The following is a 22,911-nucleotide window of genomic DNA, read 5'->3' as shown; positions in this document are numbered from 1 at the left end:
AAATTATGAATCCTGTTATTAGTATTATAGTACCTGTTTATAACGTGGAACCATATATTAAAGATTGTATAAATAGTATTCTTACACAGGACTTTATAAATTTTGAATTGTTGCTTGTAAATGATGGTTCAACGGATAAGAGCGGTGCGATATGCGATGAATTTGCAAAAAGAGATACAAGAGTCAAGGTAATTCACAAACATTTTGAGGGAGTTAGTTCGGCTAGAAACATAGGTATCAGCTTGGCCCAAGGTGATTTTATCGGCTTTGTAGACGGTGATGATCATATTGATAAGAATATGTACAAAGAACTGCATCGAATCTGTATTGAAACGAATAGTGATATTGCCATATGTAAATTGGCTAGAGAAGTGGATGGCAAAATCATTAACGTGGATACCAATATATTCATGAAAGAAATGAATAATATTGAAGCAATGAAACAGCTTTTTATCGGTAAACTGTATCGCTTCTCTCTCTGCAACAAGTTGTTTAGGAAGCATTGTTTTGAAAATGTGTCATTCCCAGAAGGAAGAATACATGAGGACTTATCTACAGCATATAAACTCTTTTCGAACGCCAATAAGGCAACTTACACAAACTATAGTGGTTATATATATGTAAAAAGACAAAACAGTATATTAACCTCTGCTTTTAACAAAAGAAGAATGGATGCTTTTATTGGCTGGGAAGAAATTCTGCCTTTTATGAATAAATATTATCCTGAGATCTATGAGGAAGTAGTTCGATGCTTTGTATTTTGGTCTATTGACAATGTCTTTTATATTCTGCATCAAGTAAACGATAGCAAGGATAGGAATTCTTATCTGCGTAAAATTCAAGAAAATATGAGAAGTCATTACAGGTATATCTTAAGGATTAATTCAATTCCGCTGCTTTATAAATATTATATGACTATGTTAATGATAAACTTTCGATTGTTAATTATCTCTAAAGAAATAAAAACAATTTTCTTAAAAAAGAAATAAAAAGGATTTGAAAAGTTGTATGAATCCAAAATTAAGCATTATCGTTCCGGTCTATAACGTGGAATCTTATTTAAATAAATGTGTCGATTCCATCCTGTCCCAAACTTTTAAAGATTTTGAATTGATATTAGTAAATGATGGGTCTCCTGATCATTGTGGCGCTATTTGTGACCATTATGCTGAACGTGATATTAGAGTGAAAGTGATTCACAAAAAAAATGGCGGTTTATCGTCAGCTAGAAATGCAGGATTAGATGTGGCAAAAGGTGATTACATTGGACTAATAGATAGCGACGACTATATACATGAAAAGATGTTTGAAATATTATTGGAAAATGCACGGCAGCATTCTTCAGATATCGTAGTTTGTGACTTTATAAAAGTGAAGGAGAATCAATATGTAAATGTAAACAGCTCCTGCAAAAATGGAAGAGTTAAACATTACTCTAATATTGAGGCGTTGCATCAATTATTTTTTAGAGATGAAAATTCTTATATTACCAATGCAGGCAATAATACAAAGTGGGTGGTAGTCTGGAATAAGATATATAAAAGGCAGATTTTTCAAGGTGCAAGATTTAATGAAGGAAGAATTTGTGAGGATGAGTTTATCATTCATAAATTATTATACAATAGCAAAAAGATAACCGCAGTCTCTAATCAACTCTATTATTACGTCCAAAGGCCCAATAGTATTATGAATACTTCATACTCGATAAAGAGATTGGATAAAGTATATGCACTAAAGGATAGAGTGGATTTTTTTTCGAAAATAAAGGAAAAGAAGCTGCATTCCTTAGCATATAAATCTTATTTAGATACATTCTTTTGGAATTACTACTTAGCTAAAAATCAACTTTCAAATAGTAGATTGGAATTAAGGTTACTTAAACAAACATTAAATGGTAGTGTTAAATCATTGTTAAACAATCCATTTTTTAGCTGGAAACAAAAATTGGCGGTGCTTGCCTTTATGATTAACCCCATTATCTATGAACTTCTTGTTAATCAGAAATCTGGGGTCTATAACCAATAACATATAGGAACATTAAATAATAAATGTTGAAGATAGGAAGATTTAATATGAAGAAAACAAAACTTCTTTTTGTCATTGATTCATTAGTAGGGGCAGGGGCAGAAAAAAGTTTAATAACTTTATTGTCATTATTAGATTATAAAAGGTATTCTGTGGATTTAATGTTGTTTGCACATGGAGAATTGCTGGAAGAGCTGGTTCCGAAAGAAGTGAATATTCTAACCCCTCTATCATTTACCAATTTTTCAAAACTGAATTTAAAAGGGGCTTTGATTAATTCAATAAAAAAACACAACATGAGCATGCTAAGGGCGCGATTAAAATACTCCATAAACATCCGAATGAAAAAATGCAGCAATGCGCAAAAAGCTCGGTTATATTGGGAGAATGTTTCAAGTGTAATTGAAGAAAATCCTAAAAAATATGATATTGCCATTAGTTATGCTCAAGGAGTGCCTACATTTTATGTAGCAGAAAAAATCATTTCTGATAAAAAATTTGCATGGGTAAATGTAAGTTATCGATTAGATGAAAGAGAAGCTGCTTTCCAAAAAAAATATTACGACACTTACAAAAACATTGTGGCAGTTTCTGACAGCGCACGAGATATTTTCTTAGAAACATTTCCTCAATACTTTAATAAATCTAAAGTTATATATGATATTACTGATCCTGATTTCATTGAAAATATGGCGGGTCTAGGTGAAAGTTTTAAAGATGATTACAAAGGAATAAGAATCCTTACGATCGGACGTCTTGCCCATCAAAAAGGCTATGATATTGCTCTTAGAGCTTGCAAAAGACTAAAGGAAAAAGGGGTGGATTTTCGATGGTATGTACTAGGAAAAGGGCCTCTTAAAGCGGAAATAAACGAATATGTAATAAAAAATGATCTTCAAAATCATTTTATTCTATTAGGTGTTACTTCAAATCCATACCCGTTTATTAAAGACTGTAATATCTATGTTCAAACATCTAGATTTGAAGGCTTTGGGCTCGCGATTTCAGAAGCCCGCATGCTTAATAAGCCGGTTGTGACAACAAAATTTGATGCTGTATATTCCCAAATGCTGGATGGGAAAAATGGGCTTGTTGTAGAAATGAATGACAATGCTGTTTTTGAAGGAATTCTTCATTTGATTAATGATAACGAACTCAGAAACAAGATTATAAAATATTTAAAAGAAGAAAAAAAAGGGAATGTTGAAGAGTTAACCAAATTTTACGAGTTAATTGGATAAATATTTGGAAAGAGTGTAAAGCATATGAAGAAAAATATGTTATTCATGTTAATAAATATGAACATTGGTGGAACTGAAAAAGCTTTACTTAATATGATAAATGAATTTCCCCTTAATAAATATAACGTAACTATATTTATGTTAGAAGAGTATGGCGGTTTTCTGACTTTTATTCCTGAAGGAGTCCATGTCAAATATTTTTCGGGCTATAAGGATATTAAAGATCTCCTTAACAAGCCTCCTCAATTAAGTTCTATTAACCTGTTGAAAAAATGCAAATTTATACAAGCTTTTATGATTATTTTTTTGCATATATTAACACGAACATTAAAAAACAGAAGTTTGTATTTTAAATATATTTTAAGAAAGTATCCCATTCTTGATGAAGAATATGATGTTGCGGTAGCTTATGATGGTCCAATGGATTTCATAAGCTATTTTGTTTTGAAGAAGATAAAGGCTAAAAAGAAAATTCAATGGATTCATTTTGATATTACTAAAATAGGATTCAATATAACATTTGCTGAAAAGGTATACAGCCAATTTGATAAAATTTTTGTTGTATCATATGAGGCAAAAAACAAGTTAATTGAATTGGTACCAAAACTTAAAAAAAATACCAATGTTTTTTTCAATATATCTTCACCCAAAATAATAAAGGCCCACGCCAAAAAAGGGACCGGCTTTTTAGACCAATTTAATGGAATAAGAATCCTAACAGTAGGAAGATTGTCTATAGAAAAAGGCCAAGACTTAGCTATCCATGCATTTAAACGTATAGTGAAAGATGGATATAATGCGAAATGGTATTGTATTGGAGAAGGCAATGCACGAGAACATTATGAGCATTTAATAACAAAATTTCATTTACAAGATCGATTTATCCTGTTAGGAGCCACAGCTAATCCATATCCATACATTGACCAATGTGACATATATGTACAGCCCTCTAAACATGAAGGGTTTTGCATTACTCTCGCAGAAGCAAGATGTTTAGGAAAGCCAATTGTTACAACAGAATTTACAGCTGCTAAAGAACAAATAAGAAATGGAGAAAACGGATTAATAGTGGGGATTGATGAAGTAGAACTTTACCATGGGATCGTGAAATTAATAAATAATAAAGCGATGCAAAAGAAGTTTACTGAGAATTTACAAGACACAAGCATGATGGGCAATCCTGAAATAAATAAAATCCTTAAATATGCAAATTCATGAATTTAAACTCAAAATAGGTGATTATATGTATTTTTTTCTTTCCTTAGCTTTACTAATGTTTTTTGTCTCAATAGCGATGACACTTAGAAAAAAATGCTTGTGGGGATTTGGGCCATTACAGTATTTCGATCTAATTCATTGATTAACAAAACGCCTGACCAAAAAATTCTAAAAAAACCTAGTTTACAGGCTGCTGATGTTACAGATGTACCTGCAGAGTTTATTGCTGATCCGTTCATTCTTTCTCATAAATCACTTTTTTATATGTTTTTTGAAATACTAGATAAAACGACAGGCAAAGGGATAGTAGGTGTTGCCAGAAGTAAAGATGGGGAAAATTGGAAGTACGATCGAGCGATTTTAAAGGAAAAATTTCACTTATCTTATCCATATGTATTTAAGTTTAAAAATCATTTTTTTATGATACCGGAGTCAAGTGAAGCAAACCAAGTCATTTTGTATAGGGCAAAAAGCTTTCCCTATGAATGGGAAAAGGTTTCTGTTTTAGTTGAAGGCAATTATGTTGATTCCAGTATTTTTTATTTCAATGATAAATGGTGGTTATATGCAGGAAAGAGCGGGAAATTACATTTATTTTATTCTGATACGCTTGACAGTAATTGGAAGGAACATCCCCAGAGTCCACTTATTATGAATAATTATAATATTACCAGACCTGGGGGAAGAGTGATCGTTGATACCGATAAAATTTACCGTTACACTCAAGAAACTAAACCGAATTATGGAAGTGCCGTAAGAGTATTTAATATTACAAAGCTAACAGAATTTGAGTATGAAGAAGAACCAATGGGTTTGGTTTTAAACGGTTCCAATAAAAATAAAGAGTGGAATAAGGATGGCATGCACACAATCGATCAATTAAAATTAGAAGATCATGATTGGATTGTAGCAGTAGATGGGCATAAATTAATAAAAAAGAGTTACCTTGTTTGGAAACTGGATCGTATATGGTCAAAGTATTTATTCGAAAGAAGGCATAAATACTTTACATCATAACGATCCTATTTTAGTTAACAGGAAAATTTAAGGTGGTATCAATATGAAGTTTAATGGTTTTTCCTCCCTAAAAAAAACATTCTACCAATGGAGGTATTGGTCGTATTTATACCGTAAAATGGTTAAGCATTTGGGGGAAAACAATCAAAAAACAAGTCAAGAACTTATTCCTTTTATTAATAAACCAGGGATTGCACTTTCATTTGACGATAGCTATAGAATCGATGAATGGCATAGATATGGAAAAAATCTGTTAGGTTTCTATGATGTTAAAGCAACCTTCAATATCAACTGTATTCATCCTTTAGAAGATCGTAAACATACGCAAGAAGAAGTTGATAAATTGTTAGACTTGCAGGCAAATGGACATGAAATTGCCCACCATGGATTTAAGCATGTGAGAGCAACAGATTATTCAACAAAATATGGCTTGAATCGTTGGATTGAAGATGAGATAGAAAGGCTTTTACATTGGATGGATAAGCAATCACATTCACTGACAAAAGAAAAATTTAAAAAAACAGTTTCATTTGCCTTTCCTCATTTTTGTTATGATGAAGAACATATTAGAAAAATAACGCCCCATTATTTTAAAATCACTAGAGGTCACCTTGATAAGGATAATTTAATCTCATTTAATCATGAAGGATTTGCTCCATCTATTTGTTTAGATGGATTTTACTCATGCAATGTTCATTATTTAAAGAAAATAATTAAATTAGCCAAGAAAAATGGAAAAAATGTCATTTTTACTTGCCACTCCATAATCCCAGAAAAGGTTAAAGATGCGAGAGTTACAAAAGGAGCGAAGGCTGATAGGTGGGGAAAATGGGCCGTAACAACAAAACTAATCCAAACGATAATAAATGAAGCAAGGAATAGTGATATGGAATTTTACACTACATCAGAATTAGCTGGAGTTGCCAATTTTTTGGATGAGAATTTGGAAGCAGCAGTTAGAAAAATAATTTTTAAATCTACAGAAAGCAAATGGTTAAAAATCTCAGACCTAATTATGATTAAAGAGTTGGATTTAAGCAACTGTGGCATTTCCCACTTGGATGGCATACAGTATTTTCTGAGTTTAGAAAAGCTAAACCTTGCAAATAACAATATTACTGATTTCCGCCTTTTAGAGAAAATTCCTCTATTAAAAGAAGTGGTTTTAAATGGTAATCCAGGAAAGGTTGTGGAACATAATGGACACAATAAAAAAGCTTTTAAAGCTATTTGATAAAAAAGATAAAAAAAAATTAATCTTAATATTTGCAATGATGATAGTAGCAGCGTTATTTGAAACAATTGGAATTGGTTTAATCATTCCGATTGTAGGGATATTAACCAATCCTAAGATAATCCATGAACAGCCGGTATTATCCTTTATCTATAGGATGTTTAACTTCCCATCCACTTCTATTTTTATCGTCTTTTCAGTTATTTTTCTATTGCTGGTTTTTGTGTTGAAGAACCTTTATTTGTTTTTTTATAACTTTGTTCAGATGAAGGTAAATTTAAACCAAAAAGTAAAATTGTCGAGTCGCCTTTTTAAAGAATATTTAACAAAGCCATTTACCTTTCATATTCAACGAAATTCAGCACAATTACTTAGAAATGTAAATAATGAAGTATCAAGAGTATTTAATGGTCTTGTAATAGCTGGATTCCAATTGTTTACGGAATTATTAGCCATAACATTTATTTTGGTTCTATTACTAACGCAGGCTCCACTAGCAACAATGACTGCAACTATTCTGCTGGGTGGGAGTGTTCTTTTGTTTTTTAAATTTTTCCGCAAAAAGATAAATTATTTAGGAAAAGAACAACAAAAGGTAAGCAGTGAAATGATTAAATGGGTAAATCAAGGTTTAGGTGCAAGTAAAGAGGTCATTGTATCTGGAAAAGAAGATTTTTTTATAAAGGCATACACACGGCAGAGCCAAATAAGTGCAAACAATAGTAGATATATGAGCATGTTAGACCTTTTGCCAAGGCTCTTTATAGAAACCCTAATGGTAACTGTCGTTTTGGTTACAATGTTAATTATTGTTTTTGAAGGATTAAATACAACCCAATTGGTTTCTACCATGGCATTATTTGCAATGGCAGCTTTCCGATTAATGCCGTCCATTAATCGTGTGATCGGATTAATTACAACTATACGTTATAGTAAACCGGCATTAGTAGTTGTTTATGAGGATTTATTCGAAAATAAAGGAACTGCTCTTTATAAAGGTAATACAAGACTTGGTGCCAAATTATTAGATACGAATAGGAGAGTTTTTACTGATTCCATTAAATTGCAGGGGGTATCATTCCGATACCCGAATCAAAGGGAATATTCAGTGGCTGATGTATCATTAACAATCCCAATTGGTCAATCTGTTGCTATTATTGGAGAATCAGGGGCTGGCAAAACGACACTCGTTGATATTATCCTTGGGCTTTTTCAACCTGAAAATGGATGTGTTTTGGTTGATGGCAAAAACTTATTTGAGCAAAAAGCCATGTGGCAGCGAAAAATAGGTTATATCCCACAAACTATCTATTTATCGGACGATACAATCCGAAGTAATGTTGCTTTTGGGATTGAAGAGGGAAAGATTGACGATGATGAAGTGTGGAGAGCCTTAGAGCAGGCACAGTTAAAGGATTTTGTTGAATCTTTACCTGATCTGTTAGAAACAAAGGTAGGTGAAAGAGGAGTTAGGCTTTCTGGCGGCCAACGTCAACGTATTGGAATTGCCAGAGCATTATATCATAATCCTGAAATATTATTTATGGATGAAGCAACATCGGCATTAGATAACGAGACAGAAAAGGAAATCATGAAGGCAATAGATGGGTTGAGAGGAGAAAAAACTATGATTATTATTGCTCATAGATTAAGCACAATTGAGAACTGTGACATTGTTTTTAAATTAAATAAAGGTAGATTAGTGGGTTTCGAGAATAAAGTAAAGCGGTCGGTTATGTAAATGAATACATCGCTGGAAGAAAAATCAATGAAAGTTAATTTTCCAAAGCTTATCGTTCGCCATAATAAATGAGTGGTTGGTGTGGTTGATGAAAACAAAAGTTGTCTTTGTAACAAATAAAATGATAATGGGAGGAATAGAGAAAGCATTAATTTCAATGCTGGAACAAATTCCAAAAGATAGATATGATGTGAGTCTTTTTGTAGTGCATCCAAAGGGGGAACTTATTGATAAAATACCTAGTCATGTTCATGTAAAGAGTATATTTGATAATCGTGAGCGGATTGCAAGTATGGTTTGGAATTATACAAAAAGGGGTAAATTTCTTTCAGCTTTCAATGTCATTTTAAGTTCGGTGCTGCTTAAGTGGGGATCAATATCCGAATTTGAAAAATTTGGATACTACTCTAAAATAAGAAATATCGATGAAGCCCATTATGATTTGGCAATTTCATATTCTAGTCCCATCACACTTCCGCTAGTCTTTGTAGCCAATAATATAAACGCCAAAAAAAAGATTGCCTGGATTCATAATGATGTGAGTGACTTAGCTAATCCGATACATTCTAGACTTGTAAGGAAGCTTAGAAAATATTTCGAGATTTATGACTATATTTTTTGTGTATCTCACCATGCATTTAGAAAATTCACGGGAGTTTTTCAAGATCTTCCTAATGATATTTCCGTTTTTTATAATATTCTAGATAAAAAGAAAATGGAGCTTATGTCAATGGAAGATGGAAGTTATAATGACCAATTTAAAGGGATTCGAATACTAACTGTCGGAAGATTATCTAAGGAGAAAGGTCAAGATATAATTCCAAGTGTTTTATCTAAATTATTGTCCAATGGATATAATGTTCGTTGGTACTGTATTGGAGAAGGACCTATTCGCCTGCAGCTGGAAGAGAACATCAAGGAGTATAACCTTGTAAATAATTTGATTTTGCTAGGGACAAAAGATAATCCATTCCCTTATATAAAAGAATGTGACCTATATATTCAACCATCCCGGCATGAAGCATATTGTATAACAGTTGCTGAAGCAAGGGCATTTTGCAAACCTATAATAATTACGAATACTGGGGCAAGCGAACAGATTGCAAATAAAAAAACAGGGTTAATTGTCGGATTCGATGATAATCAAATATATGAAGCAATAAAACGGTTGTTAGATGATCAACTATTAAAAGAAAAATTAATAAAAAATCTAAGTGCTGAAACTGTCGACACAATAAATGAAATGGAAAAGTTTTATCGTATTGTCGAAAAAATAAGCTGATATTTCGTTCTGTAAGAAGCAGTTTTTTATTAGATTTCAGGGGAGTAACGTTATTTATCATATAGGCGGGTGATAATTTTGCATTTAGTAAAAAAGAAAATAACAGAGTTATTTCAATTATTTGTCGGTGTCCAGAAGACGATTAAATTCAAAGAATATATGAAAGGACTATACAGATATCCAACCGCGATGATTGGAAGAAAAGTATCAATTCATCCAACGGATGTTTTAGTTTTTGCTGCTCACCCAGATGATGAGGTTTTAGGTTTAAGCGCGATGATGAGTAGACATCTAGCACATGGGGAAAAGGTGACAGTTGTGTATGTTACGGATGGTTCTAAAAGGGGGGAGGATAGTTGGAGAAGAAAAAAACATCTCTCACAAAAAATTGCAGAAACAAGATATAAAGAGGGGACTCAAGGCTTATCAATTTTGAATATACCTGAAAAAAATGTTTTAAGTTTGGGATTTCCCGATGGTGGAACACATCGATATTTAAAGGAAATGGCAAATGATATACATTTCGTAATTAATCAAGCGGTGCCCCAAAAAATCTATGTTCATTGCATTGAAGGCGGGCATAATGATCATGACCTTGTAAGTTTGGTGGTTAAATCTGTTTGTAATTATTTACAGTTCCAAAATGTTATTGAATGGGCTGAGTATAGTCCATTGTACCCGATAGGAACAGAGAAAATGAAATTTTTATCGCCTCTTGAACATCATCATAGTAAAGAATATGTTATTGAGTTAACAGATGAAGAACGCAAACAAAAAAAGAGAATGTTAGCTTGCCATCAATCACAAAATGTAGAAGGTGCGTATACGCAAGGAGAAATCATCAGGCGGGCTAAAAGTAAAACATCTTAAGGAAGAGCTTATTGCCTATTCTCGGGTACCTAAAGAAGACTGGAGTTATTTAATTGATGAATTTTATCTTTACATAGAGAAAAGAAAGTTGCCATACAGATCACTACAACTAAATAAAGCAGTTTTCCATTTTATCAATGAGATATTCAAAGTAATACCTCTAATTCTCATTATTGATTAAAAAGGGTGAGGAATAATTGAAAAAAATTATAATTGTTACGCGGAAAATGGTGATGGGAGGGATTGAAAAAGCGCTTATTTCCATGCTTGAGGCTATTCCAAAGGATCAGTATGAAATCACTGTTCTATTAATGGGAACAGGCGGTGAGCTTGAATCAGAAATTCCGAAACATGTAAAAATATTGCCCCTTTATGGCTGTGAAAAAACAGTCAAAGAAAGGCTTTGGAATGCTGCAAAGAGTGGAAAATTTATTCAAGTAATGAAAATATGTTGGTATACAGCCTTGGCCAACATGACAAAAAGCAAGTTTAAAAAAGAATGGTATTATGCAAAAAGGGTGCCGCCGATTGAAACTGAATATGACCTTGCAATCGCTTACCATGTACCAGCTTCGTTACCTGTTGTCTTTGTAAATGAAAATATTAAGGCAAAAACAAAAATTGCCTGGATTCATTCAGATGTATTTAATTACGTTAAACAATTGGAGCCATTTAAAGACTTTTATGACGTATATGACAAAGTATTTTGTGTTTCCAAGTATGCAATGAAACACTTTAATGAACTTTTTCCACACCTAAAAGAAAAAACATCCGTTTTCTATAATATTGTTGATAAAAACCAAATGGATTTACTTTCAAAAAGGGTTGAAGGATTCACTGATCATTATAACGGGTTACGGATTCTCACTGTTGGGAGATTAAGTCCAGAAAAAGGCCAAGATATAATTCCTGAAGTTCTACAGAAACTAAAGTCTGAAGGAATGCATGTCAGGTGGTACTGCTTGGGAGATGGTGACAGCCGGCCAAAAATAGAAGAATTAATCACAGAGTATGGTTTGCAGGATGACCTCATTCTCTTAGGAACAAAAAATAATCCATACAACTTTATTAGGCAATGTGATATTTATGTTCAATCATCAAGGCACGAAGGATATTGTATTTCATTGGCAGAAGCAAGGGCTTTTAACAAACCCATTGTAACAACTGATTTTGTTGGAGCAAGGGAGCAGATTGAAACAGGTGAGAATGGATTTATTGTCAAATTTGATGCAAATGAAATATATCGAGCCGTTAAGACGCTTATTTATCATCAAGATTTACGCTTGAAATTTGAAAGTAACCTAAAACGCAGCAATGTAACGACGACTAATGAAATAAAGAAGTTGTTTGACTGTGTAGGTTAAATTATTTTTGTTGGAAGGGATCGAGGTTAATGGAATCTAAAAAAAAGACACTTCAAAGGACTATTATGAAAATCAAGCTGTTCTTGCTGTCCCATATCATAAGTCATATTCAAAAAAATGATCAGTTAATTAAAACGGTGGAATACACAAGAGGTTTATATAGATATCCCAAAATGTTGGGACGGCATTGCCCAATATATAGTAAAAATCAAAAAACAGACGTATTGGTTTTTGCTGCTCACCCTGATGATGATGTACTTGGGTTGGGGACAACTTTACTTCGTCACAGTTTAAATGGAGAAAGCATAAAAATAGTGTTTATTACAAATGGTACTGGAAGGGATTCTGAAAGTTGGTATATTAAAGCTGATCAGGCAAAAAAGAAATTTGATATAAGATACTTTGAGGCTATCCAAGCTCTATCGATCATTAATATACCTAAAGAAAATATTTTTAGCTTGGGCTTTCCTGATGGCGGAACTCAACGCTACTTAAAGCATATATCAAAAGACGTTCATACATTTCTCCAAGAATTAAATCCGGGACGTGTATATGTTCATTGTATTGAAGGCGGACATGGAGATCATGATTTAACTAGTTATGTTGTTAAGTCTGTGTGTCATAAGATAGGTTATCAAAATGTTTTTGAATGGACTGAATATAATCCTATACAGCCCATTGGTACGAGTGACGTAAGATTTTTGTCTACAGACAACACTAGTTCTGAAGAAATAAGTATTGATATTTCTGAAGAGGAGAGAAGTTTAAAAAGAAAAATGTTAAAGTGCCACCAATCGCAGGATGTAGAACAATACTATATGATGGGTGAGGCTATCCGTCAAGCAGATACATCCCAAATGGACAATGAATTAAAGGAATACTGTCAAATTTCAAAGAAAAGACTTCAGCCATTCATTAAAAATTTCAAAAATAATAATGGGTATTCTAAGAAAATTACCGCACTTTCTTTCTTAATAGGATTGAAAGGCAATCTTTTTATTGGGTTAGAATTTCTGATTGACACTCTTAGTATTTAGTGTTATTTTTTTGTTATGGTTTGTTCTTTAAATAGAACGAAAAAGGGACTAAAAAAAGAATATCTCTTTTTGGATGTTAATTAATTTATTCCATTAATAAGCGGTGAATATTTTGAGTGTGAAAAATTCGTTAAAAAAATATAAAGGGATTCATTTTTTGATTTTACTGATAAGAAATGTTCAATATGTTTATATTCCCTTATTATTTATTCATGTTGTTTTCCAAATAAAAAAAATATTGAGAGTAACGAGACTGGTAAGGAATAGTCAATATGAAAAACTGAAATCATTAAAAAATAAACATTTGGGAGAAAGGTGTTTCATTGTTGCAACAGGTCCAAGTTTAACTATTGAAGACTTGAATAAATTAAAAAATGAGATTACATTCAGTATGAATTCTATCTGTCTTGCATTTGGTGAAACTGATTGGAGACCTACCTATTTTGGAATACAAGATAAAGGGGTATTTAAAAAACTTGAAAATCATATCTTTGACTTAAAATGTGAAGGTAAGTTTATTGGTGATACAATAACAATGCCATTAAAGCATTTTGAAAATTGTTTTAGTTATCCGCTTAATTTGTTAAACCATAATTTTGTGCATAAAAAGTATAGAACAAAATTTAGCAAGAATCCCTTTTATGTTGTTTATGATGGTTATTCTATAACTTACTCCCTCATCCAAATAGCAGTTTATATGGGATTTAAAGAAATCTATCTGCTTGGTGCTGATTGTAACTATTCCAGTAACATGAATCATCATTTTAAAAATTATAATCATGTAGATCCAGCCTTTTTAATGGCTGGAGATAAAATGATATGTGCTTACAAAGAAGCGAAGAAATTTGCCGATGAACACAATATTAAAATATACAATGCGACTAGAGGAGGCATGCTTGAGGTATTTGAAAGAGTGGAACTTGATCAAGTATTGTGTGGGAACAAACATATGAAAATTGTATATGCTGGCTCTTAATCATCAATTTCACGTCCAAGATAACAAATTTTAAGGGAAGGGACGAAGTGGGTTATAGAATGGGATGATGTTCCTGGGGACTCTTTGTTTGCCAATTTTTTGAATAAAGGTTCTGTCAAACTAATAGAAAATGAAAAATCAGTTATTTGTCCATTCTTACTGCTTGAAGAAGATTTTAAGAATGGCGGCACTAATTTTCATCATAGCTGATAAAATCGGCCCATATATTAAAGAGCTATTATCCTTAAAACCTAGGTGAGCAGAATGGAATTTAAAGAAAAATTAAAAGCTAATCCCTTTATTTATTCAGGTATTAAAAAAATCAGAAAATTTCAATTCTCCTATTATCCTTACCTGCAAACAACTTTTGTTTTTAATATGAAGAAATATTTCCGGATTTTTGGAATTGACCGGAAAAATCCATATAAAAGATTGAAGAAAATAAAAGATAAACATAAAGGTGAGCGATGCTTCATTATTGCCACTGGACCAAGTCTGACGATTGAAGATCTGGAAAAATTAAAGGATGAAATCACAATTGGAATGAACTCTATCTGTTTAGCGTTCGATGAAACGGATTGGCGGCCGACATATTATGGAATACAAGACGAAAATGTTTATGCTCGACTTCGTGGGCAAATTGAAAGCCTTGATGTTGAATGTAAATTTATTAGTCATACGATCCTAGAAAGGCTCAATATTGCAGTAACTAATAATGACTATATTTTTCCGATGGATATGTTAAACCATCATATTGAAAATCATAAGTATAATACAAGGTTTAGCAATAATGCATTTGCGGTTGTTTATAATGGTTATACGGTTACATACTCTCTCATACAAATAGCCGTTTACATGGGATTTAAAGAAATTTATTTAATTGGTACAGACTGTAACTATTCAAATGATATGAAACACCACTTTAAGGAGTATGGCCATGTTGATCCAACTTATTTGTCAGCAGGAGAGATGATGATTAGTGCTTATAAAGTAGCAAAAAAATATGCGGATCGAAATAATATTAAAATTTATAATGCAACGAGGGGAGGAATGCTCGAGGTATTTGAACGAGTCAATTTAGATGATTTGTTGAAAGAGAGCGGCAGTGAACAGCCTTTTACTTCAGCAGGTGTGACCACCTTACTATAATTCTTTTACTTTAAATTAAATCAAGGGCTGGGTGAATGATATGGAAGCAATAATTCATCGGGATATAAATTGTCTTGAAAAAATAATACCGGAGTGGGATATCTTAAAAAATGAATTTTATGAGGTTACAGTTTTTCAGGATGTTGGATGGTTTAAAAGCTGGTGGAATTACAAAAGTAAAAAAATGGAAATAACTCCTTATATTATTGAAATAAAAGATCAGAATAAAACTGTAGGCGTTGTTCCATTTTATATTTTCCGTACAAGACTAGCGAAAATAATATTTCGAACTTTGAAACCGATTGGTTCTGAATTATCTGATTACATCCTCCCGATTATTTCAAAAAACTATCAAACCGATGAAATATTAAATGTCGCTTTTAACAAGTTATATAGGGATAAATCTAGCTGGGACCGAATAGAGTGGGGGGATATTCCGGAATACTCCTTCTTTGCAAACTTTATTCGAAAACAAAAGCAATCAAGGTCTTCACTGATAAAAGGAGAAAGGACAGATGTTTGTCCCTATTTACCTTTAAGTTCTGATTTTGAAGAATTAAAAAATAAATTTAATAAAAGGTTTTTAAAAGAGATTCTATATAAAGAAAGAAAACTAAATAGTGAAGGGAAGCTTGTTTTTAGGAGGGTTTCTAAGGAACAAGAAATTGAGCCTATCTTGAATAAATTTTTTGATCTTCATTGTGAAAGATGGTCGTATACGGATACACCCAGCAAATTTCGCTTTGAGGAAGAAAAAGAGCAGGTTCTAGAGGCAGCTAAAAACTTGTTTGAAAATAACTCTTTATACTTGGCGTATATTAGCCATGATAATGAAATTGTTGTCGTTCATATAGGAATGACAGACGGGAAGCGGAGTTATTTATATCTTCATGCCATGAATATTCATTATCGAAAATATTCACCAGGGAGTTTATTAGCATATTATCTGATACAAGATGCATGTAAGGAAGGGTATGAAGCAGTAGATTTTCTCCGTGGGGATGAAGGTTATAAAGAAAACTGGGCGACACAAGAAAGGTTTAATGTCAAATTTGATTTCTATAACCATTCTTTGAAGTCAATGCTTTATAAAAATTTGATTGAGGCATATCAACACAAGCATTTCAGTTTACTAATGCACAAAATCAATAGCATACTTGAATCTTTTAAAAAGGTAAGCACAAAATTAATTGGATAAATAAAACAGGTATCAACATTTTTTTTATTCTAAAGTTCTTTATTGCGAACGGAATTGGGGTGTAAATGAATGAGAGTAGTTGCTTTTGTGCCTATAAAATTAAATAGCCAACGATTACCTCATAAAAATATTCTGCCATTAGGAGAATATTCGCTTAGTTGGTACATCTTTCATACTCTATTGCAAATTAATCAGATCGATGAGGTGTGTGTGTTCTGTAGTGATGAACAGATTATGAGCTATTTGCCAAAAGGAGTCAAATTTGTTAAAAGAGATAGTTGTCTTGATGGGGACTTGGTAAAAGGAAGTGAAATCTATCAATCTTTTATTGAGACTGTGGATAGTGATATTTATTTGCTGGCACATACAACATCACCATTCATGACAAGACACTCAGTAGATAATGCCCTAAGTAATGTATTAAACCAAAGTTACGATTCTGCATTAAGCGTGCAGAAAAAACAAACCTTTGTCTGGTACAAAGGAGAAACATTGAATTATAACCTTCATGATGTTCCGAGGACGCAAGATATTGAACCCGTATATATTGAGACAAGTGGATTTTACATCTTTAAGAAGGAGCATTTCTTGACATATGGAAGAAGAATCGGATTCAAACCATACTTTCAAGAATTAGACGATACTGAAGCGATTGATATTGATACAAGAGAAGATTACGACTTCGCACAACAAATATTGGACAACAAAAAGAGGCTGCAAGAAATTTAGGATATTTATAGGAGCTGAATGTTATGGCGAATGAACTAGTTTTAAACGATAGGATTAAATTGGGGGGGAACCGCCCATTTGTCTTGATTGCAGGACCATGTATGTTGGAAAGTGAATCACTTGTCATGGAAACTGCTTATGTACTTAAAGAAATCTCCTTAAAACATAATCTGTCTTTAGTTTTTAAAGGCTCCTTTGATAAAGCGAATCGTTCTTCCATTTATTCAGAAAGAGGTCCTGGAATTAATAAAGGCCTTGAACTATTAAATAAAGTAAAAGAGGAATTTCAACTGCCTATTACAACCGATATCCATGAGCCAAGTCAAGCCGAGATTGTTGGAGAAGTTGTCGATATTATTCAAATTCCAGCGTTTTTGTGTAGACAGACTGACTTATTAGTAAGTGCTGCAAAAACAAATAAAATTGTCAATGTAAAGAAAGGCCAATTTATAGCCCCAGGGGATATGAAGAATGTGGTGGTGAAAATTAAGGAATCTGGAAATAATAAAATTTTGTTAACCGAAAGAGGCACTACATTTGGCTATAACAATTTAGTTGTGGATATGCGTTCCCTCCCAATAATGAGAGAATTGGATATACCAGTAGTATTCGATGCAACCCATAGTGTTCAAATACCAGGAGGCTTGGGTACAACCACCGGTGGTAAAAGGGAGTTTGCTCCTTATTTAGCCCGGGCGGCGGCAGCAGTTGGGATTGATGCATTGTTTATCGAGACCCATCCTGATCCCGACCACGCAATGTCAGACGGTCCTAATATGATAAAACTTGATGAACTTGAGGAATTCTTAAAACCCATCATTGAAATTGATCGAGTTGTGAAGAGTTTTTGACTAAAAAAACTGGGGGTTATTACATGGCTAAAAGTTTATTTAAGGTTAATAACCATATCACCACTGTCAAAGAGGTATTAAAGCAAGAAGGTCAGGCTATCTTTGATTTAATTGTATATTTAGATAATGAAATTTCTGAGGTAATTGAGACTATTCTTCAGTGTAAAGGACGAGTGATTTTAACTGGCGTTGGAAAATCAGGGATCGTTGCCAGAAAAATAACTGCTACCCTCGCCAGTACAGGAACTCCATCTTTGTTTTTGCACCCTGCGGAGGGGCTTCATGGAGACTTGGGGATGGTTACAGATTTAGATATCATTTTAGCACTTTCAAATAGTGGAGAGTCAGAGGAGGTCATCAAATTAATACCATCGATTAAACGTATTGGTGCAAAGCTTATTGCATTGGTTGGAAATCAAACCTCTACTCTAGGGAATAAAGCTGACCAAATCATTTGTATAGGAAAGGTGAAAGAGGCTTGTCCGCTTGGGTTGGCACCTACCACAAGTACTACGTTAATGCTTGCTTTAGGAGATGCAATAGCCATTGCGCTGTTAAAGGCACGGAAATTTTCCTCAGAACATTTTGCGGTTTATCATCCGGGGGGATCGCTAGGTAAAAGATTATTGCTCTCTGTTGAAACGATTATTGATATTACTCAGAGAAATCCGAAGTCAGTCTACACAAGTACCGTTAAAGATATCATTTTTACAATGACAGAATCCGGTTTAGGGGCCACCAGTATTATTGATGATACCGGCAAACTTGTTGGCATTATTACAGATGGCGATATTAGGAGAATGTTAGCTAAAGGCGATAACATAATGGACCTTACTGTTCAGGAGCTATATAATAGGCAGCCTGTTACTGTGACCCCTGCTACTCTAGCTGTGGAGGCATTAAATAAGATGGAAAATTTAAAGATAAATGTTTTGCCTGTGATTAATGAGCAATATGAACCAATCGCGATGATCCACTTACACGATATTACGAAGTTAGGTTTTTAGTATGACAGCCATACCTCAAATTAAATTAATAGTACTCGATGTAGATGGTGTGCTGACAGATGGAAGATTAATAATTGGTTCAAATGGAGTAGAGTTTAAAAGTTTTCATGTAAAGGATGGAATGGGAATAAGTCTTGCCCGATATTGTGGATTAAAGGTAGCAATTATTACAGGGAGACAATCAGAATCAGTCGATATTCGGTGCCGCGAGTTGAATATTGATTATGTTTATCAAGGAATTAGAAATAAGGAGGAAGTGTTAAATGAAATCCTTATCTCACTGGGTATTCATTTAACTGATGTATTTTATATGGGGGATGATATTAATGATCTGCCCATCATAAAAAAAGTAGGATATTCAGCTGCACCAAATGATAGTGCAGAAATTGTTAAACAAACTGTAAACTTAGTGTGTAAATCTAAGGGAGGAATGGGAGCTGTAAGAGAAGCAATAGATCATCTTTTGTCACAGCAGGTTGACTACAAAAATTTTTTAGAAAACTATATAAGAGAAAAAATAGGCTTTATTCAATAAGTGAAGAGTATGAAATCAAACACATCTTCACACTAACTCCAATTCTAAACACATCCTAAAGGAGGATAAAGGCTTGGGAAGAATCTACTCCATAGATTCAATGAAATGTATTGCAATATTAATAGTTGTCTATTTTCACACTGTCACTTTTAATGCCGCACAATCTGAGGAGATAAGTTTTTCGTTATTAGCTTTTCCTAGGTTTGTTATTCCCTATTTTTTTATTGTTTCAGGATTTTTATTTGGAGAAAAGGTAAAGACAAATTTAAAGAAATTTAATTATTTTAAATCCTATACGTTTAACCTAATAAGATTATTTGTTGGCTGGTACATCTTTTATCTTTTTTACGACCTTGTAATTGGGATCGTTTTTGCCTTGGTGAGAGGAAACTCTGTTAAAGCGGCGGCAGTAGACTATATAAAATCACTTCCAGATTTAAGTGTGATTTATTACGGAGTTGGTGATACTGCTTATCATTTATGGTTTTTAACCGCACTCATATGGTCAATAGGAATCTTATTTTTATTTATTTCCATAAATAAACTGCATCTTTTGCTATTTATCAGCTTTGTCCTAAATTTACTAGGGCTCTTTGGCCAGACTTATTCTGGAATATTTCATTTGCCGATAGATACTAGAGATGCGCTTTTTTTTGGGGTATTTTACGTATCTTTGGGTTCTTATATCTCGAAACATTTCGAACGAATAAAGCCAATTATAGATAAAGTAAAATCGATGACTTTACTCTATCTTTTCTTATTCTCTTGTGTATTACAAATGATTGAAAGCTATGTAACTGTAAAAATGCTTAATGGAACACAAGGAGGAATCGGTTATTATCTTTCCACTATTCCATTAACAGTTAGTTTATTTACGTTACTTCTAAAAAACAAAAACTTCGGAAAAAGTACCATTATGGCTAGTATTGGGGCTAATACTTTTGGTATTTATGTTACACATATCCTTTTTATCAGTATGTCTTATTTAACTTTACATTTTTTTGATTTACAGAAGCTGCGCAGCCATCTTGTATTTAATTTAGTACTCACACTAATTATTTTTATCGTATCCCATTATTATTATTTAGTTGCGCAAAATTTTAGCAATGGGCTAAGGTATGTGATTATGAAGGAAATTCCATCCATTTTTAAAGTGATGATTTTAAAAATCCTCCGGTATCGGAACAGGTTTCAGGCATAAGGTGATGGTGCAGGTCGACTATTTAATAAAAAGGATGATGATATGATTAAAATGAATAAAAATCTTGCATACCTCATCATCGTCTTAGGATTTCTTCTCATTCTGAGTGCATGTAAATTTCCGAAAATAACCAAAGATAAAGAACAGTCAGAACGGGTTCCTGCACAAAAATCAGTAGAAAAGGAAAAATCAATTCCTAAAAAAGGAAACCAATATTCATTAGAATTACATAGATGGGGTGTTCACAATGATGGGACCCATTCAAAGGAGACAACAGAAGGAATCAACAAAGCGTTGCAATGGGCCAGTAATCAGGGGTATACGGCCTTTTATGTTCCAGAAGGCATCTATCTGATTACAAAAGGAAAGTCAGATTTTGATGCCAGCGCTCGAATAAATCTAGTATCGAATATGACATTCTTGCTGGATGATAAAGCAGTGATTCAAAAAGAAACAAATGGATTTGAAATTTACTCTACACTTTACCTCGGTCCTGATATAAAGAATGTGACAATTAAAGGTGGTACATTACGTGGAGACAGGGATACCCATGATTATACTCAAAAAGGTGAAGCAACAGATGGTACACATGAATGGGGCAACGGCATTACAACAGCTGGGCCCAGTGATGTGGTTATAGAAGGTGTAAAAATTGAAAAATTCACAGGAGACGGTATAGAAATTGGAGGTAATACAGTCTTTGGCCAATATATTACAGAAGAGGATCTTGAACTGGGAGGTATAAACGAAAATGGCCAGCCCATTCCGCAAGATGGTAAAATTCGCTCCAATAATTATGAAGTATCGAATTTTAACCATTCTGTCTACCAAGACCCCCATTTCCGGAATCTAATGATGTGGATCCCAGAAGGTGTAGAGGGGACATATGACTTATTTTATTACCGAAAGGATCATACCTTTATCAAAAAGGATGGCAATCAGCGATATAATTCCACTTGGGGGTATTCTCATATACCAGAGGATGCAGATTATTTCAAGGTGGTTTTTAATGCTCATTCTACTAAAGGTGTTAAAGTCAATCGGATGACGGTGGCAATAACAGAAAATATGACCATTCAGAATTGCGATATTGGTTATAACCGCAGGCAGGGAATTACGGTTGGGGCATCAGAAAACATTCAAATACTTAATAATAAAATCCATCATACCAAAGGAACGGCTCCTGAAAGCGGCATCGATATTGAGCCAGGTTTTTACCCTGCCATTAATACTCTAATAAAGGGTAACCGTTTTTTGGAAAACGTCATTCAAATGGTATTTTCTTATGGGGGAAATGCAACGGTAGAGGATAATTATTTTGGACCTAATCGTAAGGATGGGGTGGGGTTTTCGATAAATCCCAATTATTATGGTGCAACTGTGGTAAATAATGAGTTTGACCGTACCAACTTTGTCACATGGGGCAACACCAAATTCATTAATAATAGGTTAATATCCAGTTCTGCCAGTTTTGAAGGAGGCTCAGAGGTCATCGTTGATCAAGTAAACGGTGTGGACGCTTATTTGGGGTTTACACAAACTGAAGAAGGCGGAATTCAAGTTTCCAATGTAAGCCTTAAGTCGTCAAAGAACAAGAAAAAAAGAGGCGGGATAGCTGTATATGGAGAGCCAATCCACTTAAAAGCCATTACGATCCAAGATAATAATGAATTCACTGGCGAAGGAAACAGTCAAAATATCTATGACCAAGTCACTTTTAAAAATATTTCTGAGATGAAACTAACTCCGGGTTCTTATAATGATTGTTCTGCAAGTGGAGGAGAATTTGAACTTAGCAGTCCAGGAAAATATGTGCTGAATCATTGCGAATTTAAAAATTCTACTCTCTACACTTATAACCAAAAGACAAATGTGACCATTCAACAGTCCACTTTTAAAAATGAAAAAAGCTCAAATGGTCCTGCAATTTTAGCACTGGAAGCAAAAAATATAAAAGTGCTAAATAATACATTCGATATCAAAACAGACAAGGGTGAGGAAAGTCCAATTATTCAAATAGGCCGTGATGCTTCTGAGCGGGATCAGACAAAAATATTAGGAGCTGCTATCAAAGAGAATAAGCTATCGACCAATATTAACCGGGTTGGAATAGATACCATTAATGGGGGGATTGGTGCTCCAGCCTATGTGATAGAAGAAAATACATTATATAATGCAACCCTAAAATTAAAAACGAATGATATTAATAATAGAAATGAAATACTTAAATAGTAGT

At 33.4% G+C, this 22,911-nt stretch carries 20 protein-coding genes; all 20 read left to right on the top strand.

Annotation, left to right across the window (positions count from 1 at the left end; genetic code table 11):
* The first annotated feature begins 5 nt into the window (after positions 1–5).
* The 20 genes from NFS43_RS04385 to NFS43_RS04290 all read left to right on the top strand — a co-directional run bounded on the left by NFS43_RS04385 (position 6) and on the right by NFS43_RS04290 (position 22,907).
* Positions 6–989, top strand: a complete 984-nt coding sequence (locus NFS43_RS04385) for a glycosyltransferase family 2 protein (protein ID WP_251549864.1) — start codon at positions 6–8, stop codon at positions 987–989.
* A gap of 19 nt (positions 990–1,008) precedes the next feature.
* Positions 1,009–2,025, top strand: a complete 1,017-nt coding sequence (locus NFS43_RS04380) for a glycosyltransferase family 2 protein (RefSeq protein ID WP_251549862.1) — start codon at positions 1,009–1,011, stop codon at positions 2,023–2,025.
* 47 nt (positions 2,026–2,072) lie between these two features.
* Positions 2,073–3,266, top strand: coding sequence for a glycosyltransferase (locus NFS43_RS04375; protein ID WP_251549861.1), 1,194 nt, complete (start codon positions 2,073–2,075; stop codon positions 3,264–3,266).
* Positions 3,267–3,290: 24 nt separating this feature from the next.
* Complete coding sequence (locus NFS43_RS04370) at positions 3,291–4,484, top strand: glycosyltransferase (RefSeq protein ID WP_251549859.1); 1,194 nt, start codon at positions 3,291–3,293, stop codon at positions 4,482–4,484.
* Positions 4,485–4,622: 138 nt separating this feature from the next.
* On the top strand, positions 4,623–5,501 hold the full coding sequence (locus tag NFS43_RS04365; RefSeq protein WP_251549857.1) for a glucosamine inositolphosphorylceramide transferase family protein: 879 nt from the start codon (positions 4,623–4,625) through the stop codon (positions 5,499–5,501).
* Between the two features lie 43 nt (positions 5,502–5,544).
* Positions 5,545–6,735: a polysaccharide deacetylase family protein gene (locus NFS43_RS04360; protein ID WP_251549855.1), complete on the top strand. Its 1,191-nt coding sequence runs from the start codon at positions 5,545–5,547 to the stop codon at positions 6,733–6,735.
* On the top strand, positions 6,701–8,476 hold the full coding sequence (locus tag NFS43_RS04355) for an ABC transporter ATP-binding protein (protein WP_251549852.1): 1,776 nt from the start codon (positions 6,701–6,703) through the stop codon (positions 8,474–8,476). The genes NFS43_RS04360 and NFS43_RS04355 overlap by 35 nt, the downstream gene beginning before the upstream one ends.
* 88 nt (positions 8,477–8,564) lie before the next feature.
* Positions 8,565–9,758, top strand: a complete 1,194-nt coding sequence (locus tag NFS43_RS04350; protein WP_251549850.1) for a glycosyltransferase — start codon at positions 8,565–8,567, stop codon at positions 9,756–9,758.
* 78 nt (positions 9,759–9,836) lie between these two features.
* Positions 9,837–10,628, top strand: a complete 792-nt coding sequence (locus NFS43_RS04345; RefSeq protein ID WP_251549848.1) for a PIG-L deacetylase family protein — start codon at positions 9,837–9,839, stop codon at positions 10,626–10,628.
* 233 nt (positions 10,629–10,861) lie between these two features.
* Positions 10,862–11,992 carry a glycosyltransferase gene (locus NFS43_RS04340; protein ID WP_251549847.1) on the top strand — a complete coding sequence of 377 codons (1,131 nt, stop codon included), beginning with the start codon at positions 10,862–10,864 and terminating at the stop codon, positions 11,990–11,992.
* Positions 11,993–12,021: 29 nt separating this feature from the next.
* Positions 12,022–13,029: a PIG-L deacetylase family protein gene (locus NFS43_RS04335; RefSeq protein WP_251549845.1), complete on the top strand. Its 1,008-nt coding sequence runs from the start codon at positions 12,022–12,024 to the stop codon at positions 13,027–13,029.
* Between the two features lie 118 nt (positions 13,030–13,147).
* Positions 13,148–14,005 carry a 6-hydroxymethylpterin diphosphokinase MptE-like protein gene (locus NFS43_RS04330; protein WP_251550128.1) on the top strand — a complete coding sequence of 286 codons (858 nt, stop codon included), beginning with the start codon at positions 13,148–13,150 and terminating at the stop codon, positions 14,003–14,005.
* A 264-nt stretch (positions 14,006–14,269) separates the two neighbouring features.
* Positions 14,270–15,154 carry a 6-hydroxymethylpterin diphosphokinase MptE-like protein gene (locus NFS43_RS04325; RefSeq protein ID WP_251549842.1) on the top strand — a complete coding sequence of 295 codons (885 nt, stop codon included), beginning with the start codon at positions 14,270–14,272 and terminating at the stop codon, positions 15,152–15,154.
* Positions 15,155–15,194: 40 nt separating this feature from the next.
* Positions 15,195–16,352, top strand: a complete 1,158-nt coding sequence (locus NFS43_RS04320; RefSeq protein WP_251549839.1) for a GNAT family N-acetyltransferase — start codon at positions 15,195–15,197, stop codon at positions 16,350–16,352.
* Between the two features lie 69 nt (positions 16,353–16,421).
* Entirely contained in the window at positions 16,422–17,081 is a 660-nt protein-coding gene (locus NFS43_RS04315; protein ID WP_251549837.1) for an acylneuraminate cytidylyltransferase family protein, read from the top strand.
* A 23-nt stretch (positions 17,082–17,104) separates the two neighbouring features.
* Entirely contained in the window at positions 17,105–17,932 is an 828-nt protein-coding gene (gene kdsA, locus NFS43_RS04310; RefSeq protein ID WP_251549835.1) for a 3-deoxy-8-phosphooctulonate synthase, read from the top strand.
* 23 nt (positions 17,933–17,955) lie between these two features.
* On the top strand, positions 17,956–18,939 hold the full coding sequence (locus NFS43_RS04305; RefSeq protein WP_251549833.1) for a KpsF/GutQ family sugar-phosphate isomerase: 984 nt from the start codon (positions 17,956–17,958) through the stop codon (positions 18,937–18,939).
* Position 18,940: 1 nt separating this feature from the next.
* Entirely contained in the window at positions 18,941–19,474 is a 534-nt protein-coding gene (locus tag NFS43_RS04300; RefSeq protein ID WP_251549831.1) for a KdsC family phosphatase, read from the top strand.
* A gap of 73 nt (positions 19,475–19,547) precedes the next feature.
* Positions 19,548–20,675, top strand: coding sequence for an acyltransferase family protein (locus NFS43_RS04295; protein WP_251549828.1), 1,128 nt, complete (start codon positions 19,548–19,550; stop codon positions 20,673–20,675).
* 438 nt (positions 20,676–21,113) lie between these two features.
* Entirely contained in the window at positions 21,114–22,907 is a 1,794-nt protein-coding gene (locus NFS43_RS04290; RefSeq protein WP_251549826.1) for a right-handed parallel beta-helix repeat-containing protein, read from the top strand.
* Positions 22,908–22,911 lie beyond the last annotated feature (4 nt).

This window comes from Neobacillus muris, from assembly GCF_943193175.1.
Taxonomy (GTDB): Bacteria; Bacillota; Bacilli; order Bacillales; family Cytobacillaceae; genus Neobacillus; species Neobacillus muris.
The sequence above is the reverse complement of the archived record's forward strand: the minus strand, read 5'-3'. Positions and strand labels throughout refer to the sequence as shown.